Source organism: Rhizobium sp. WYJ-E13 (genome assembly GCF_018987265.1).
In the GTDB taxonomy this organism is placed as follows: domain Bacteria; phylum Pseudomonadota; class Alphaproteobacteria; order Rhizobiales; family Rhizobiaceae; genus Rhizobium.
This window is the reverse complement of the sequence record NZ_CP076854.1, coordinates 1,254,570-1,269,683: the sequence shown is the minus strand read 5'-3', so window position 1 is coordinate 1,269,683 and position 15,114 is coordinate 1,254,570. Positions and strand designations below refer to the sequence as shown.

The 15,114-nt window shown below is 58.4% G+C and carries 15 protein-coding genes; 5 read left to right on the top strand and 10 right to left on the bottom strand.

Features of this window, described 5'->3' with window-relative positions:
- Window position 1: 1 nt before the first annotated feature.
- The 4 genes from KQ933_RS27330 to KQ933_RS27315 form a co-directional block, all read right to left on the bottom strand.
- Window positions 2–571 carry a DedA family protein gene (locus tag KQ933_RS27330; RefSeq protein WP_216759132.1) on the bottom strand — a complete coding sequence of 190 codons (570 nt, stop codon included), beginning with the start codon at window positions 569–571 and terminating at the stop codon, window positions 2–4.
- Window positions 572–616: 45 nt separating this feature from the next.
- Window positions 617–1,978 (bottom strand): FAD-containing oxidoreductase, encoded by a 1,362-nt coding sequence (locus KQ933_RS27325; RefSeq protein ID WP_216759131.1) that lies wholly within the window; start codon window positions 1,976–1,978, stop codon window positions 617–619.
- Window positions 1,978–2,436 carry a DUF4126 family protein gene (locus KQ933_RS27320; RefSeq protein ID WP_216759130.1) on the bottom strand — a complete coding sequence of 153 codons (459 nt, stop codon included), beginning with the start codon at window positions 2,434–2,436 and terminating at the stop codon, window positions 1,978–1,980. Before KQ933_RS27320 ends, KQ933_RS27325 begins: the two co-directional genes overlap by 1 nt.
- Window positions 2,437–2,532: 96 nt before the next feature.
- Entirely contained in the window at window positions 2,533–3,720 is a 1,188-nt protein-coding gene (locus KQ933_RS27315; protein WP_216759129.1) for an acyl-CoA dehydrogenase, read from the bottom strand.
- A gap of 230 nt (window positions 3,721–3,950) precedes the next feature.
- Here KQ933_RS27315 and KQ933_RS27310 point away from each other — a divergent pair, with 230 nt between their 5' ends.
- Complete coding sequence (locus tag KQ933_RS27310; RefSeq protein WP_216759128.1) at window positions 3,951–4,289, top strand: cupin domain-containing protein; 339 nt, start codon at window positions 3,951–3,953, stop codon at window positions 4,287–4,289.
- Here KQ933_RS27310 and KQ933_RS27305 read toward each other — a convergent pair whose 3' ends face one another.
- Window positions 4,290–5,243: a LysR family transcriptional regulator gene (locus KQ933_RS27305; protein ID WP_216759127.1), complete on the bottom strand. Its 954-nt coding sequence runs from the start codon at window positions 5,241–5,243 to the stop codon at window positions 4,290–4,292.
- A gap of 818 nt (window positions 5,244–6,061) precedes the next feature.
- Here KQ933_RS27305 and KQ933_RS27300 point away from each other — a divergent pair.
- From KQ933_RS27300 to KQ933_RS27285, 4 genes are all read left to right on the top strand, one after another.
- Window positions 6,062–6,364 carry a DUF6634 family protein gene (locus tag KQ933_RS27300; RefSeq protein WP_216759126.1) on the top strand — a complete coding sequence of 101 codons (303 nt, stop codon included), beginning with the start codon at window positions 6,062–6,064 and terminating at the stop codon, window positions 6,362–6,364.
- A 1-nt stretch (window position 6,365) separates the two neighbouring features.
- Window positions 6,366–8,252 carry an AAA family ATPase gene (locus tag KQ933_RS27295; RefSeq protein ID WP_216759125.1) on the top strand — a complete coding sequence of 629 codons (1,887 nt, stop codon included), beginning with the start codon at window positions 6,366–6,368 and terminating at the stop codon, window positions 8,250–8,252.
- A gap of 93 nt (window positions 8,253–8,345) precedes the next feature.
- Window positions 8,346–8,540 (top strand): hypothetical protein, encoded by a 195-nt coding sequence (locus KQ933_RS27290; protein ID WP_216759124.1) that lies wholly within the window; start codon window positions 8,346–8,348, stop codon window positions 8,538–8,540.
- Between the two features lie 94 nt (window positions 8,541–8,634).
- Entirely contained in the window at window positions 8,635–9,027 is a 393-nt protein-coding gene (locus KQ933_RS27285) for a hypothetical protein (RefSeq protein WP_216759123.1), read from the top strand.
- 13 nt (window positions 9,028–9,040) lie between these two features.
- Here the strand turns inward: KQ933_RS27285 and KQ933_RS27280 are convergent, their stop codons facing one another.
- From KQ933_RS27280 to KQ933_RS27260, 5 genes are all read right to left on the bottom strand, one after another.
- Window positions 9,041–9,454: a hypothetical protein gene (locus KQ933_RS27280; RefSeq protein ID WP_216759122.1), complete on the bottom strand. Its 414-nt coding sequence runs from the start codon at window positions 9,452–9,454 to the stop codon at window positions 9,041–9,043.
- A gap of 20 nt (window positions 9,455–9,474) precedes the next feature.
- Complete coding sequence (locus KQ933_RS27275) at window positions 9,475–10,449, bottom strand: N-acyl homoserine lactonase family protein (RefSeq protein ID WP_216759121.1); 975 nt, start codon at window positions 10,447–10,449, stop codon at window positions 9,475–9,477.
- A 77-nt stretch (window positions 10,450–10,526) separates the two neighbouring features.
- Entirely contained in the window at window positions 10,527–11,825 is a 1,299-nt protein-coding gene (locus KQ933_RS27270; RefSeq protein ID WP_216759120.1) for an epoxide hydrolase family protein, read from the bottom strand.
- 218 nt (window positions 11,826–12,043) lie between these two features.
- The gene (locus tag KQ933_RS27265; protein WP_216759119.1) at window positions 12,044–12,418 is read right to left on the bottom strand and encodes a response regulator transcription factor; all 375 of its coding nucleotides are present in this window, start codon (window positions 12,416–12,418) and stop codon (window positions 12,044–12,046) included.
- Window positions 12,415–15,072 carry a PAS domain-containing sensor histidine kinase gene (locus tag KQ933_RS27260; RefSeq protein ID WP_216759118.1) on the bottom strand — a complete coding sequence of 886 codons (2,658 nt, stop codon included), beginning with the start codon at window positions 15,070–15,072 and terminating at the stop codon, window positions 12,415–12,417. The genes KQ933_RS27265 and KQ933_RS27260 overlap by 4 nt, the downstream gene beginning before the upstream one ends.
- Between the last annotated feature and the right edge of the window lie 42 nt (window positions 15,073–15,114).

Genomic DNA, 15,114 nt, shown 5'->3' with positions numbered 1-15,114 from the left:
GCTACGGGTGCCTTATGCCGGGTTTCATCCTGTGAAGCAGCAGCGCCGCGCCCGCGATGATGGCCGCGGCGGCAAGCGCAACGAGCAGATGGTTGTGTAGCGGAAGGCGGCCGAGCATCTGTTCTATTCCATGTCCGAAGGCATAGCCGAGGGCGGTAAAAAGCTGGCCCCAGACCAGCGCCGCCAGCAGGTTGATGACGAGGAATTTCTGCGTCGATATGCGCGTCGTCCCGATGACGATGGGGCTGATCGTTCGCAATCCCACCAGGAAGCGGAACACGAAGATGAAACCCGTCGGGTATTTTTCCAGAAGTTGCGTTACCCTCGCCAGCGCTGGCGTCTCCATCAGGCGGTGAACGAAGCTCCATTGGGCAGCGTAGCGCCCGGCGAAGAACCACATCTGATCGCCAGCAAAGGATCCCGCCGAAGCCGCCATCGAGGCAGCCCAGTATGTCAGAAGGCCTCTGTGCGCGATGACACCGCCCAGAAAGGCCGCTGTCTCACCCTCGAAGGCGGTGCCGAGAAAGATTGCGGGTAGGCCGTAATTCTCGATCAGCAGTTCGATATTCAATGGCCGGCCTCCGGCTGATTGCGATGCATCTGTCGGCGGTGCAGATCAGACAGCCTTCAAATCTCCGAGCAGCGTCGGAATCAATTCCGACACCGTCGGGTGGATCGGCACGGACCATTGCAATATGGGATAGGTCGTGCGGGCGTTCATGGCGTCGATAAAGCCGTGGATTGCCTCGTCGCCTTCGATGCCGAGGATCGCCGCCCCCAGGATTTCCTTGGTTCCGGCATCGGCGATCACCTTCATGAAGCCCTTGGTTTCGCCGCGTTCGCTGGCACGGCCCACCCGGCTCATCGGCCGCGTGGAGACCATGATCTTGCGGCTCGATGCGCGCGCTTGCTTCTCGGTCATGCCGACACGGCCGAGCGGTGGATCTATATAAAGGGCGTAGGCAAGAATGCGGCTCGAAAGCTTGCGATCTTCGCCGTCGAGCAGATTGGCGGCTGCGATCTCGAAGTCATTGTAGGACGTGTGGGTGAAAGCGCCGTGGCCGTTGCAGTCGCCAAGCGCCCAGATGCCGTCCACATTGGTGGCAAGCCGGTCGTCGACGGTGATGTAGCCGCGCTTGTCGGTGGCCACACCCGCGGCATCGAGGCCGAGATCGTCGGTATTCGGCGTGCGGCCGGTAGCGATAAGCACATGGCTTGCCTCGATCGTCTCAGTGTCGATCGTGACGGCCGCGCCATCAGCACTCTTTGCGAAGCGGATGTCCTTGACGTCAGTATGGATCTTTATCCCCTCGGATCTGAGGATATCGGCGATCGCATCGGAAATATCCTCATCCTCGCGGGAGGCGAGCTTCGGGCCGCGCTCGATCACCGTTACCTCCGAGCCGAAACGCCGGTACATCTGCGCAAATTCCAGGCCGATATAACTGCCGCCGATGATGGCGAGATGTTTGGGCAGGTTGTCGAGATGGATGATGCCGGTGGAGGTGAGATAATCGATATCGGCAAGGCCCGGCATGTCGGGGATCGTTGGCCGCGCGCCGACATTGAGGAAGATCTTCGGCGCCGTCAGCCTCTCGCCGTTGACGGCGACTTCCTTGGGAGACGTGAAGCGTGCATGGCCAGAGATGACCGTCATGGTTTTCATGCTGGCGAACCAGTCGCTCAGACCGTTGCGGGCATTCATGGTGACCGTCTCTGCGCGACCGCGCACGGTCTTCATGTCGATGCCGATCTCCCCCGCTATCCGCACCCCGTAATCAGCTCCGCGTCGCGCCACCTGGGCGGCGCGCGCACTTGCCACCAGCGTCTTCGTCGGCATGCAGCCGGCATTGACGCAGGTTCCGCCGAGGAACTTGCGTTCGATAAGCGCCACCTTCATGCCTTTTTCCGCCATGCGGGCGGCAAGGAACGGGCCAGCCTGGCCGGCGCCGATGAATATTGCGTCGAAGGTCTTCATCAGACCGCTGCCACGATGATGATGGCGCCGATGATGGCGACGGCGTCTTCGATCAAGGCCGCCGGGCGATCCTGGCCGAACGAGGCAGCGAGCCTGCCGCGTAGGGCAGCCCCGCCAAGCGTGCCGATGACGGCGCCGATGACGCCGGCAATCAGGCCGCCGAAGAGCAGGCTGCTGGCCGCGCCGATCACGGCGCCGCTAAGCGCACCCATGACGATGCGGGCGCCGAACTGGATCGGCACCTTGCGCGACGGCGTGGTGGGCAACTGGTCGGTGACGAGCTCAACGACAGCCAGTATGGTGAAGATCCATGGCGTCCACTGGTAGCCCATGAAAGCAAGCGGCGTCTGAGAGAGATCGTACCAGCCAAGTGCTGCGCCCCAGGCGACGGCGGCCGGTGCAGTCATGGCGCGAAGACCGGCAACGACGCCGATCAGGAGTGCGAACAGCAGAAACATAGGCCGATCCCCCTTGAGCCGCCGGCTTGTCTGCCGCGGTAGGGGAAAAGTTGCACATTGTTAACTCCGTTGCAATTCGCCTTGTCCGCGGCAGATTCAGTTGGAAAAGGCTGCAATGCCCGTGATGGCGCGGCCCAGGATCAGCGCATGGATGTCATGCGTTCCCTCATAGGTGTTGACCACTTCGAGATTGACGAGGTGGCGGGCAACGCCGAACTCATCCGAAATGCCGTTGCCGCCCAGCATATCGCGGGCTGCACGGGCGATATCAAGCGCCTTGCCGCAGGAATTGCGCTTCAGGATCGAGGTGAGTTCGACCGGCGGATGACCCTCTTCCTTCATGCGGCCGAGCCGCAAACATCCTTGAAGGCCGAGCGAGATTTCAGTCGCCATGTCGGCAAGCTTTTTCTGGATCAGCTGGTTGGCGGCAAGCGGCCGGTCGAACTGCTTGCGGTCGAGCGTATATTGCCGAGCCATGGCATAGCAGGCCTCCGCAGCGCCAAGCGCGCCCCAGGCAATGCCGAAACGGGCGGAATTGAGACAGGTGAAAGGCCCCTTGAGGCCGGTGACTTCCGGTAGCAGGTTCTCTTCCGGCACGAAGACGTCGGCCATCACGACTTCGCCTGTTATCGAGGCGCGGAGTCCGACCTTGCCCTGGATTTTCGGCGCAGAGAGACCCTTCCAGCCCTTTTCCAGGATGAAGCCGCGGATGACGCCATCCTCGGTCTTTGCCCAGACGACGAAGATATCGGCGATTGGAGCATTCGAAATCCAGGTCTTGGAGCCGGTCAGGCTATAGCCGCCGTCGACCTTCTTTGCCCGCGTCGCCATGGAACCGGGATCGGAGCCGTGATTGGGTTCGGTCAGTCCGAAACATCCGATCCATTCGCCGGTCGCAAGCTTCGGGAGGTATTTCTTCTTCTGTTCTTCGGAGCCGAAGGCGTCGATCGGCACCATGACGAGCGAGGATTGCACGCTCATCATCGAGCGGTAACCGCTGTCGACGCGCTCCACCTCGCGGGCGATGAGGCCATAGGCGACATAGCCGAGGCCGGCGCCGCCATATTCCGGATCGATCGTCGGGCCGAGCAGACCGAGTTCGCCCATCTCGCGGAAAATTTCCGGATCGGTCTTCTCGTGGCGAAAGGCTTCGAGAACGCGTGGCGCGAGCTTTTCCTGCGCATAGGCATGGGCGGTATCCTGCACCATGCGCTCCTCATCGGTCAGTTGCTCCACGAGCCGGAAGGGATCGGCCCAGTCGAAAACCTCGCGCGTATGCTGCATGTCCAGTCTCCTCGCCAGTATTCATGGGCCACTGTTCAAAGGGCCATTGTTCAGGCATGCCTGATTTAAGGTCGCCATAGACCTGCCGGCTGACGGCGTCAACAGAAGTGACTATTGCACCAAAGATGCGGAAGTCATCTTTTCAATTGACGGCCGGTGCGCCAGTTTGCGCGCGACGGATCTGGTCGGATAGATTCCGGTCAGGTGGATTCTGGAGCGAGGAGGCAGACATGTCATCAAGCGATCTTTTCGTATCGGCCGAGGCCGCCGAGTGGGTGAACCCCGAGCCAGGTGTGACCCGGCGTATCATGACCTATCTGCCCGAGATGATGATGGTGGAAGTCGTCTTTGAGCCGGGCGCCGTGGGGGCTGCGCATTTTCACCCGCATATCCAGGCAAGCTATGTTGCCGAAGGCAGCTTCGAGGTGACGATCGATGGGCGCACCGAAGTGCTGAAGCAGGGCGGCAGCTTCATCGTTCCGCCTAATCTCGTCCATGGCGTCAAGGCGCTGGAAAAGGGCCGGCTGATCGACACCTTCACCCCGCACCGCGCCGAATTCCTGAAATAGTCAGGTTTCGGCCTTCGCCTTCCGTATCGCGCCTGACACGCTGATAAAAGGCGGGATAAAACGGGCATCCTCGCTGCGAACTGTTTCCCGCAGGAAGTCGATGACGGCGCGCACGCGCGGTGCCTGCTTGAGATCCCGATGGCAGGTGATCCAGTAGTGGCGCTTGAGGTCGATTTCGTCGGGCAGCACGCGCACAAGCTCAGGATAACGGCAGGCGAAGAAATAGGGCAGGATGCCGAGGCCGAGGCCGTTTCTCGTGGCGGTCAGTTGCGCGAAGATGCTTGAACTCTGGAATTGCGGCTTGATGCGCGGATGCACGTCGCCGAGATAATCCAGTCCCGGCGCGAAGATCATTTCCTCGATATAACTGATGAAAGGATGTTTCAGAAGATCGTCGCGCGTGCTGATCGGTTCGGCGCGCGCCAGATAGTCCCGGGAAGCGTAGACCTGCAGATGGTAATCCGTGAGCTTCTCCGCAAAATAAGCCCCGCCCTTCGGCTCGTCGAGGACAACGGAAATATCCGCCTCCTTGCGCGACAGCGACATGATCTGCTGAATGGTGACGAGTTCCAGCGCGAGATGTGGATGGCGCGCGGCAAATTGTGGCAGCACCGTCGCAAAGAAGAAGTTGGCAAAGCCTTCCGGCGCGCTCAGCCGCACGAGCCCGCGCTGGCTTCCGGAGCCATCGGAAAGATCGGCTCGCAGGCGCTCCGTCTCCTGCTCCATCTTCTCAGCGGTTTCGACAAAGCGCGCACCCATGGCGGTCAGCACGTAGCCGCGCGGATTTCGCTCGAAAAGCTTCACTTTCAGCGCAAATTCCAGCCTGTCGATGCGCCGCGAGACGGTCGCATGGCTGGAGCGCAACTGCCGCGCCGCCGTCGAAAGTTGACCGGTGCGCGCAACGGCTAGAAAAAACTGCAGATCGTCCCAGGTAAATTGCGAAGCGTGGCTCATTGGCGTCGCCTATCCGTCTACGTCTTATGCAATCAGTTCAAAACCAATCTTTCAGGAAAAAATCCTGTTCAATATTAGCGGCTTTCTCTGTTCAAACCATTGATTATTATAGAATCGCCCGACATTTTTATCGTTCAGTTTGTGGGTGGTCTCTAGGTTTTTCAGCCGGCGACGTGCCTTTCGCGAATGCGCAGGCTTTACTGGATAACCGCAGAAACCCACGCCTGAATCCTTTATTTGATCGAGTGGCAAGATCGGAGCCGGGTTAAAGCCGAAGCAACATCGAGTCCACTCTAACATCCAGCATCGATATTGCAGGGTGAAATCAGAAGGCGATTCCGAAAGGGGGCTTGCTTCGGTTACGGGATAACTTCGGGTGCTCCATGCAACGCGTCTCAGCTTTCAGAAGATAGATGCTCGTCGTCATACTGATGTCTGAGGAACTCTGCCTGGAGGCTCCAGCCAGAAGTTGTTGTGGGCGGCGAGAACGAAATACCTTTCTTGGCGTAATGACGAACGAGCTTCTCAACGCTTGCGATACCAGCCGTGCCATTCTCCGCCATGTAGATCGTTCTGGAGCTCACGCCTGATTCATTACTCACCTCGATCTGAGTCTGACCGACGAGAAGGCGAGCGGCTATCAGGAGGCGGGATGGCGGTCTCATAAGGATTGAGTGTCATCAAATCCTTCGGCAATCAAATAATAGTTGACAATTGCTGATTAGTCGCAAAGAAATGCGGACACGAAGATTCAAATTGCCGATAATCAGAAAATTAAGAAATGCGAAAATCGAATCGTAACCGACAGGGGAACCCGCTTGAACACGTTTCAATGGATAGACAGCCAAACGACAGAGCGCCTGCTGGAGGACCTTCGCCGAGCGAATGCAGGCCAAATCGAAATAGGCGTCATCGCAAATGCTCCATTGCTGGATAGCTATCGGGCCGTACTGGGACGCGCCTACGCATTGAAGGGGATTGTGACCGGTCATCCCCGTCTCGAGGACGGCAAGGAGATCATCACCAGCCAGCTCTTCTACTTGGATCCCGAGCGCGGCGTCGCGCGGACCATGAACAATTGGTATCGCCTGTCGCAGCGGGATCAGAGCAGGGGCAATTAGAATGCAGTTCGTCGACGCGAGGACCCGAAACCAAAAGCTTTCAAAGGATTCAGGCGTATTCCTAGCTGGCTGTGGCCTGGTTCGAGCGATGAGAGGAATTGGCCGACTGCGGCATGGCGTCAATGGCTTCCTTGTCTTCGTTGTTCCCCTGGGATACCGCACTGAGGAGTATGAGGCCGCCGCACTAGCAATTCTTGGCACCTTGCGGGATCGGTGGGCCGATGACTGGGTCGACAAAGATAGTCGGGTTCGTCTTGCGAACCCGGTCCGGAAAAAGGGGACTCCACACAGGCCCGCATCGATCTTCGATCTGAAGGGGCTGGACATTTTGATCGCCCGAGACATCACTGAGGTTCCGCGAGACGTGCGCTTTGCGGCAACCGCCGTCCTGTTTTTGGAGCCGCCGACAGTTCAGCACCTCAACGCCGCGAGGCGTCTGTCCGGCAAAGCGCCATTCCGCAGCAAATTGGCATCTGTCTTGGTCGGACGCCCACAGAATGTTCTGCTCGCAGCCATTCTCAGGCCAATCCTTTCCGAAGACGATATTGAGGAACTCGATCGTTTCGAAAAGCCAGACGTTGTTGGTCCGGATCTGTTCGAGCTGCCCGGCTACGATGAGGTCAAGCCGTGGGCAAGGGATCTTGTCGATAACGTGTCGCGATGGCGTCTGAGGAAGCTTGAGTGGAAACTTGCGCGGGCAGGGGTGTTGATCTCGGGTCCACCCGGAACAGGGAAGACGCTGTTCGCATCGGCGCTCGCGACCGCGCTCGGGATGAGGCTGGTTTCTGTGACGGTCGGCGCCTGGCAGTCGGCTGGGGCGCTAGATGACATGCTCGCGGCGATGCGAAAGACCTTCGAGAACGTGAATGATGGGAGGGGCGCTGTCCTCTTCATCGATGAAATCGACGCTATAGGCAAAAGGCTTGCGCGACCGTCCGGCAATCATAACGATCAGTATTGGCAAGTCGTCGTCACAGACTTCCTAACCCTATTGTCGAGTCTTGGGGAGGGCGTCGTCGTAGTTGGTGCTACAAACTATCCCGACTGGATTGACGCGGCGATCTTGCGCGCTGGAAGGATTGACGACCACTTCGTGCTTTCGCTGCCAGATAGCCGGACGAGAGCAGAAATCCTGAACTATCACGCAGGTGGCGTGCTGCCACTCGATTCTCTGGTTGATATCGCGTTGCATCTTGAGGGAAGGCCGGGCGCGGATATCGCACGCTTGGTCCAGAATGCTCTACGCAATGCAAGGAATGAGAATAGAGAACTGGAATTGCACGACTTGGAGGCCCAGCTTCCTGAAAAGCATCATTATTCGCCCGAGCAGTTGCTCAGGCTAGCAGCACATGAAGCCGGGCATGCCTTAGTTTCGCTGGCACTAGGTTACGCGACGGCCGCGACTATCGAGATCAGGGACAGCTTCGACCCAAATGGTGATGGATCCATTGGCGGAAGTACAGTTTATGATCTGGAGCCTGATCACTTTCCGACAGAGACGAGCCTGCTAAATCGAATTGCGGTGTCCTTGGCGGGTATGGCTGCCGAGCTTGTGGTATTCGGCAATCGATCAATCGGAGCGGGCGGGGTCATGGGCAGCGACATCGAGCGGGCGACTGCTGTCGCGAGGCGAATGGTTGGCAGTTACGGACTCGGCAAATCTCCGGTTTTCATGGGCGCCATCAAGGATTTAGCCGACCGGCCACTCCCGGAAAGGATGGAAGTTGAAGTGGCACAGATCCTTGAAGACCAGTGGAAACGAGTGCGGGACATGTTGATGGAGGACCGAGAGAGAATCCTTGGGCTTGCAGGTGACATTGTAACCCACGGTTCTGTTAAACTAGAGCGCGCAGGGACGGCGAGGTCGGTAGAGCAGCATTCGCTCTAGCGTTTTTTGAGGCATCGGCGCTCCATTTAACTGCGGTTTTGCACTAGGACGATGAACTCGTGTGAAGAGCGCATTGACATGTAGGAGGCAGATTTGTCGGACGATAATCGGAAGGAGGACGAAAAGGCTAAGAAGTCGAGCCCGCTGGGCAGGTCGGTGCGCGGGAGCGAAGGGGTCAGCGGCCTTCCGCTGAAAGAAGGACTCGCGCCGGCCCGGATCGGGCGCAAAATTGTCGGTCAAGGCAAACGCAGAGAAGCCTTGAGGAAGTGGAAGAAGGACAAGGACTAGACAGATCTGTTCGAGGACGGCATGGCAGCCTCGTGCGCGCCACACACACCCGTGCCTGGTAGCTTGGATTCACGACAGGTGCCTTGAATGCTCGATGGATCGCATGATCGGCGAAGGCGTCGAGGTTCTCGAAGAACTTCATCTGGGTCAGGAATTCATAGACCTTCACGATCACATCTTGCGGATCGTCACGTTCCTGCAAAGGACGTACATCGTCTCGTTCGTCCCCAAAATCTGGCGAAGGCGTCGCGAATCTTTGCAGCTCGTGTACGCGTTGTATGTCTGGTCGGGCTTGTCGGGAGATTTCACCACGACATTGCTGATCGATTTCTTGCCCTGCCATACCAGCGAGGCCATCCGATGGGCTTCGGCGCGAGCCGACTCCTTGACAGCGAACAGCAGTGCCGCAGACATCGTTAAAAGGAGAAAGGGCGCGGCGCGTCTCGCGGGTTTCATGAGAGGCCGATACATGGTCGCCAGTAGATAAATGACAGCGACTATTACGATCGTCCCGAGAACCGGCCAATGGGAACGAAGGCATAAACCAAAACCGTAGCGAGCGAAATGTTGACCTGTGTGGCGTCGATATCGAATTCAGCCAAGTAGACTGACAGGTATGCCCAGCCGCTGAAATAGACGAAGGCCAGCGGGGTTGCCGCTGCAACAGCTTCGACGATCGCTGTCCTCGTTCCCGCCACATGACCCCCATGCATTGACGCTACGACGGCGCGATGATGACTCAACTTTAAAGTTTGGCAAGCGACTATCAAATGTCCACTGGGCCATACCTTCGTGACGGTCGGAAGCCCGGCCCTCCGGCAGTCGTCCTCGCATTCCAACCCATCGCCGGGTCCGTTGTTGCGGATGACGCGATATAATCCCGCTTCGACGGGAATGGTAAAGCGTTCGTGCATCGATAGCTCGAATCACAGGTTCAATCGTAAAAATCCGGCAAAAGCTTGAGCCCGTCGGTCTGGTGCTTGTCGTGGTTGATGAAGAGCTGCGCATCGTATTCGCTCATTATTTGCTTGATCCGGTCCATCGACGAGATGGATTCGGCCTTATCGACGTTCAGCGCAGGAACGATGTCCCGCTCGAAGTTGTCTTCGAGGTGTGCCACATCTCCGGACAGGATGACGTAACCAGCCTTGGCCAAATGGACCATCAGCGACTGGCTACCCGGGGTATGCCCCGGCGTGGACAGCAATCTGACGCTACCGTCGCGAAATAGATCGACGTCTCCAGTCACGAGTTTAAGACGGTGGGGATGTCCGAGCAGCTTCCGGGCCAATTGCACGAGAGTGTTGAGGTTCGGGTCTGACGGTGGAGGCGAGTTGATCCATTCGTATTCCGGCTGCTGCATTACAACGGTTGCGTCCGGAAAGAGTCCTACGTTACCGATATGGTCGCCATGGGTATGTGATACGACGACGTAGTCGATATCCGCTGGCTTCAGTCCAATTTCAGCAAGCTGCGAAGAGATCGTCTTGTCGAGATGATAGACGATTAGACTGGGAAGTGTCGACCATCCCTCCGGATCGCCGATCGCCGTCTCAGGTACCCCTGTATCCCACATGATGTAGTCGCCACGGTGCTGGATGAGATAACATGTCGAGGAGAATTCAATCGACTTGCCCTTATTCTCGCCGGGCGTCCAGACGGACTCGTCATTCGCGAGGGAGTGGCCGCAGTCGACCCGGTAAAGCCGATCAATCGTTGCAGCAGGAGTTTTTGATTCTGCTGCTGACAACTGCGGGGCTAATGCTGTTGCGAACAACATGAGGCAGGTGATTTCAGCAATTGCAAAAGGAAGTTTCATCATCTGTCTCCGATCTAGCAGCACAGATCCATTGTGGCGGCGAAGCGCCACGATAGGAAAGTTCATGATGGCGTTGGAGGTTCGCAGCATCAGAGGTGACTTCTCCGGCTGATTGGTTCGATACACCGGGTGGGAAAGAATTAGGAGCCGTGGAGTTAAGTGCCGCCCTAGGTTTCGTCGCGCAGCGACTTGAAGGAGGCGCGCAGCTCGTCGGCAAACAGCTCCGGCTGTTCCCAGGCGGCAAAATGCCCGCCCTTTTCCGGCCTGTTGTAGTGGATGAGCTTCGGATAGGCCTTTTCCGCCCAGCTCTGCGGCGCCTGATAGATTTCGTCCGGGAAGGCGCTGACGGCGACCGGGATCTTGATGCCGCGCGGATCAAAAAAGCCGCCGGATGGGAAATGCGCATTGTCCCAGTAGAGGCGCGCAGACGAGATCGCCGTATTCGTCAGCCAATAGAGCGTGACATTGTCGAGCACATCATCGGGCGTCAGGCCTTCCTTCTCGCCGTCGAAGGAGCGGGCGATCATCCGGTAGCTTCTGATATCGTGGTCGAGCATCCAGGAGGCGAGCCCGATCGGCGAGTCGACGATGCCGTAGAGCGTCTGCGGCCGGTTATTCATCTCGATCGCATAGCCGAGACCGTTCTTGTAGAAATCGTCGAGCTGTTCGTAGGCGCGCTTTTCATCGGCCGAAAGATCGGCCGGGGCCGGGCTTCCGGCCGAAAGCGCCTTGGCGATATCGGCCGGCACAGTCGCTGCCATATTGGTGTGAATGCCGAGCAAACCCGGAGGCTCCTGCACCGCCATCAGTTCGGAAACGGCATTGCCCCAGTCGCCACCCTGGGCGACGTATTTCGTGTAGCCAAGACGCTGCATCAGCACGGCCCAGGCCTTGGCGATGCGTGGCGGATTCCAGCCGGGCTGCTTTGGCTTGCCTGAGAAGCCATAGCCCGGCAGTGAGGGGATGACGACGTGGAAGGCATCGGCCTCCGTGCCGCCGAAGGCGGTCGGATCGGTGAGCGGCTTGATGATCTTCATTTGCTCGATGATCGAGCCCGGCCAGCCATGGGTGATGATGATGGGCAGCGCATTTTCGTGCTTGGACTTCACATGGATGAAATGAATGTCCAGGCCGTCGATCTCGGTCATGAACTGCGGGAAGGAATTGAGCCGGGCCTCGACCTTGCGCCAGTCATGGGCGCGCCAGTATTTGGCGACCTTCTGGATCGTGTCGAGCCGCACACCCTGCGTATCGTCGGACACCGTCTCGCGGTCGGGCCAGCGGGTGGCTTCAACACGACGTTGAAGATCCTTAAGCTGCTCGTCGGTAGCCGAGAACTTGAACGGTTTAATATCGGGACTCGTGGTCGAAGCGGTGAGCGTTCCCGGCAGCATACCCACCGCGCCTACGGCTGTGGCGGCGGCAAGAAGAGTTCGACGTGTGACTTCGGGCTGTATACCGGACATGGGCATCCTCCTAAGTGTTTGCCTGGGTTGAGTGGGAGGAAGGTCACATTGAACTGGCGTGGGAACCATTGCACTATGGTATCGCCGATACTTTGGTATTTACGATGCTGTTCGTTGTCCAACAATGACGAAGTCGAGATCTCTCCGAACATCGCTTTCCGTCGAAACCCACAACAGTCCCCTCAATAGCGGTACCGCGAGGGACCAAGGCTGAATCGTCAGATCACGAGCGAGGCGAGGCGAAGCGCATTCTGCAGCTCGTCTTCACTGAACGGCTTGAACAGGCACTCCACCGCCCCGTCCCGTATCACGCGCTCGCGCACCATGTCGTCAGCGAACGCTGTCACAAAAATGATCGGAATTTGCAGGTTTCTGTCTCGTAGTTCCCTTTGCAGTTCCGGTCCCGTCATGCCCGGCATCGCCACGTCCAGGATGATGCCGTCGCTGGCCCCCAGTGCCTGCGACCCGAGAAACGCCTCCGCTGAAGGAAACGCTTCGACGGATAGGCCGAGCGACCGGAGCAGGTCTGGGAGAGCTTCTCGAACAGACTCGTCGTCATCGATCACCGATACGAGCTTCGATCGTTTCCTCATCGAACTGTCCCCGAGGGCGACTGTGACCTGTCTTTAGCTCTAAGGTCGCAAGACTCGCTGGCGACCTCATATATCGGAATGGCAAATGCAACCGTTGCGCCAAGGCCATTGTTTGCGTTTGCCCACAGCCGTCCATTGTGATTTTCGACTATGGATCGACTGACAGATAGCCCGATGCCCATGCCATCGGGCTTCGTGGTGTAGAATGCGTCGAAGATCCGTCCCATCCCTTGCGAGCCGAAGCCGACTCCGTCGTCACTCACTGAAACCTGGACCTCACCTTTCGGGTCTGCTTGCGTCCTGATTGTGATTTTCCTCGGTCTGTCGTTGATCACAGCCAGAGCCTCGATGGCGTTTCGGAGCAGGTTCATGATCACCTGCTGGAGCTGGACACGCGCACCTGCGACGCGTGGCAGGTCGGGGCCGAATTCTGTCGCGATCGACACGCGCGCCCGCTGGAGATCGCTGAGTGCCAACGCGATCACTTCGCTTGCTATCTCGTTCATATCGATCGGTTCGATGCTCGGAGGTTTTCTGCTGAACAGCGCCCGCAGCCTGACGATCACGTCGGCGGCCCGGTTGGCATCGCGGATCATGCGGCGAGCCGTGTCTTTAGCGACCTCCATGTTGGGAGGTTCCGTAGCCAGCACGCGAAGACACGTATTCGCATTGGTGACGATTCCGGCAAGAGGCTGATTGACCTCGTGGGCGATCGACGCGGTCAGCACGCCAAGGCTTGTCGCGCGGGTGACATAGGCGAGCTCGGACCGAACCTCGTTGAGTGTTTCTTCTGCCCGCCGGCTTTCAGTTACGTCCTGCACTGCGCCAGTTAGTTCCTGCTCGCCGTCCTTGTTTCGCTCGCTGTGCGCCAGCACGCGAACGTGCTTCATCGACTTGTCGGGCATCACGAGCGTGATGTCGTAGTCGAAGTCGCCATTTCCTTCGCGCGCGCGTTCGAGGATGCGCTGCACCCTTGCAAGACTGTCGTGATCCAGCCGCGACAGAATCGTGCGCAGCGTGACCCTCGAGGAAGGATCGACCTCGAAGATGCGGTAGGTTTCCGCCGACCAGGTGACCTCGTCTGTGGCTAGCTTTAGTGAGAAGCTTCCAGTCTTGCTGAGTCGTTGGGCATCGGCGAGAAAGGCTTCGCTTCTGCGGAGGCTGTCCTCCGTCCGCTTTCGATCGTCTATGTCCGTCAGCAGGCCATACCAGCGCACGATCTCACCGTCGGTGTTTCGCAATGGCAACCCGCGAAGCTGAAACCAACGCCACGTTCCATCGTGTCGCAGGAAGCGGGTCTCGTAGTCATAGGGCTCTCCGGTCGCGATGGCTCCCATGAAACTGTCGATGCAGATCTGCAGATCGTCGGGATGGGTGATCCCGTTCGTTGCCCAGTTGTCGAGCTCCTCGATAGGACGCTGGAAATAGTCGATTATCTGCTGGTTGCCGCCAATCAGTTTGGCGTCCGGCGAAAAGATCGCAATCATTCCAGCTATGCCGTCGATGACAAATCGTGACTCGCGCTCACGTTCCGCCAGCGCGTCTTCTGCCCGCTTCCTATCATCAATGTCCATGTGAAGGGCGTACCACCGGATGATCCTGTCATCCTCCGACTTCAGGGGATGTCCGGTGACTTGGAACCACCGATATGTTCCGTCGGCGCGCCTCAGACGCACTTCTGTATCATACGGAGATCCGGATGCGACGGCATCCGACACGGCTGCGATCATCCGGGGCATGTCGTCCGGATGAACGACATCTGTGCTGCCCCATTCGCGCAGCTCATCGAGCGTGCGGCCGTAGTACCGCAGCAGCGGTCCGTTGACCGCCTCGACCTCTCCATCTGGAGCGAGGACGCCGATCCCGGCCGGGATGCTTTCCAATACGAGTTGCGCTTCGCGCTCGCGCGCGGCGAGCGCCAATTCAGCCTTTTTGCGGTCATCAATGTCGACGAGAAGATGAAACCAACGCAGAATATTTCCGTCGCGATCCTTGAATGGCAAGCCAAGCACATTGTGCCACCGATATACGCCGTCCGAGCGGAGATGCCGGCTTTCGACATTGTAGAAGGTCGCTGTCCTGTGAGCCTCGAGCTGATCGGCGATGGTTTGCTGCAGGTCCTCGGGGTGAACGACTTCGATCGCCTTCCAGTTCTTCAGTTCCTCCAGCGTCATGCCGAAGTATTCGAGAGCGGGATTGTTCAATGCTTCAACGTCTCCGGTCGGTGTGGTGACCGCGACTGGAACAGGAATGCTATCCACGATGCGCTGAAAGTCAGTTTCGTGCTCGGAACGGCTATCGCTGCTTCCAAGCCTGGATTCGGAGGCAAGCCCATACCATTTCTGGACATTGCCGTCTGTGAGCATGGGATTGCACTGAACCCTCAGAAGGCGGCGCTCGCCGTCAGCGCGCAGGGTTGGAATCTCCATCTCGAATGGCTCACCCAGAGATAGCATCGAACGAAAGCGTTGCAGGATCATCGACGCCTGCGCAGGTTCCGCGTGCACCGGCCATTCCCACGAGTCTGCCTCGGTCATCGGGACGCCCGAAAAGTCGGCCAGGTCCTTGTTCACAAAATCGATGCGTCCGTCCGGAAGAGCGCTGAACACCATCCCAGGCAGCGTATCGAGAACCCGACCGAGTTCCGTCTGCATGCATGTCCTTTCAAGGGCTGAGCTACCCTTCTCGTGCACTGT

Bases quoted from the DNA above. Each gene is read 5' to 3' on its own strand.
- KQ933_RS27305 (WP_216759127.1), bottom strand. From the start codon at position 5,243: ATGAGCCACGCTTCGCAATTTACCTGGGACGATCTGCAGTTTTTTCTA.
- KQ933_RS27310 (WP_216759128.1), top strand. From the start codon at position 3,951: ATGTCATCAAGCGATCTTTTCGTATCGGCCGAGGCCGCCGAGTGGGTG.
- KQ933_RS27270 (WP_216759120.1), bottom strand. From the start codon at position 11,825: ATGTCCGGTATACAGCCCGAAGTCACACGTCGAACTCTTCTTGCCGCC.
- KQ933_RS27280 (WP_216759122.1), bottom strand. From the start codon at position 9,454: ATGCACGAACGCTTTACCATTCCCGTCGAAGCGGGATTATATCGCGTC.
- KQ933_RS27285 (WP_216759123.1), top strand. From the start codon at position 8,635: ATGGATCGCATGATCGGCGAAGGCGTCGAGGTTCTCGAAGAACTTCAT.
- KQ933_RS27275 (WP_216759121.1), bottom strand. From the start codon at position 10,449: ATGCTGCGAACCTCCAACGCCATCATGAACTTTCCTATCGTGGCGCTT.
- KQ933_RS27260 (WP_216759118.1), bottom strand. From the start codon at position 15,072: ATGCAGACGGAACTCGGTCGGGTTCTCGATACGCTGCCTGGGATGGTG.
- KQ933_RS27295 (WP_216759125.1), top strand. From the start codon at position 6,366: ATGCAGTTCGTCGACGCGAGGACCCGAAACCAAAAGCTTTCAAAGGAT.
- KQ933_RS27265 (WP_216759119.1), bottom strand. From the start codon at position 12,418: ATGAGGAAACGATCGAAGCTCGTATCGGTGATCGATGACGACGAGTCT.
- KQ933_RS27315 (WP_216759129.1), bottom strand. From the start codon at position 3,720: ATGCAGCATACGCGCGAGGTTTTCGACTGGGCCGATCCCTTCCGGCTC.
- KQ933_RS27320 (WP_216759130.1), bottom strand. From the start codon at position 2,436: ATGTTTCTGCTGTTCGCACTCCTGATCGGCGTCGTTGCCGGTCTTCGC.
- KQ933_RS27325 (WP_216759131.1), bottom strand. From the start codon at position 1,978: ATGAAGACCTTCGACGCAATATTCATCGGCGCCGGCCAGGCTGGCCCG.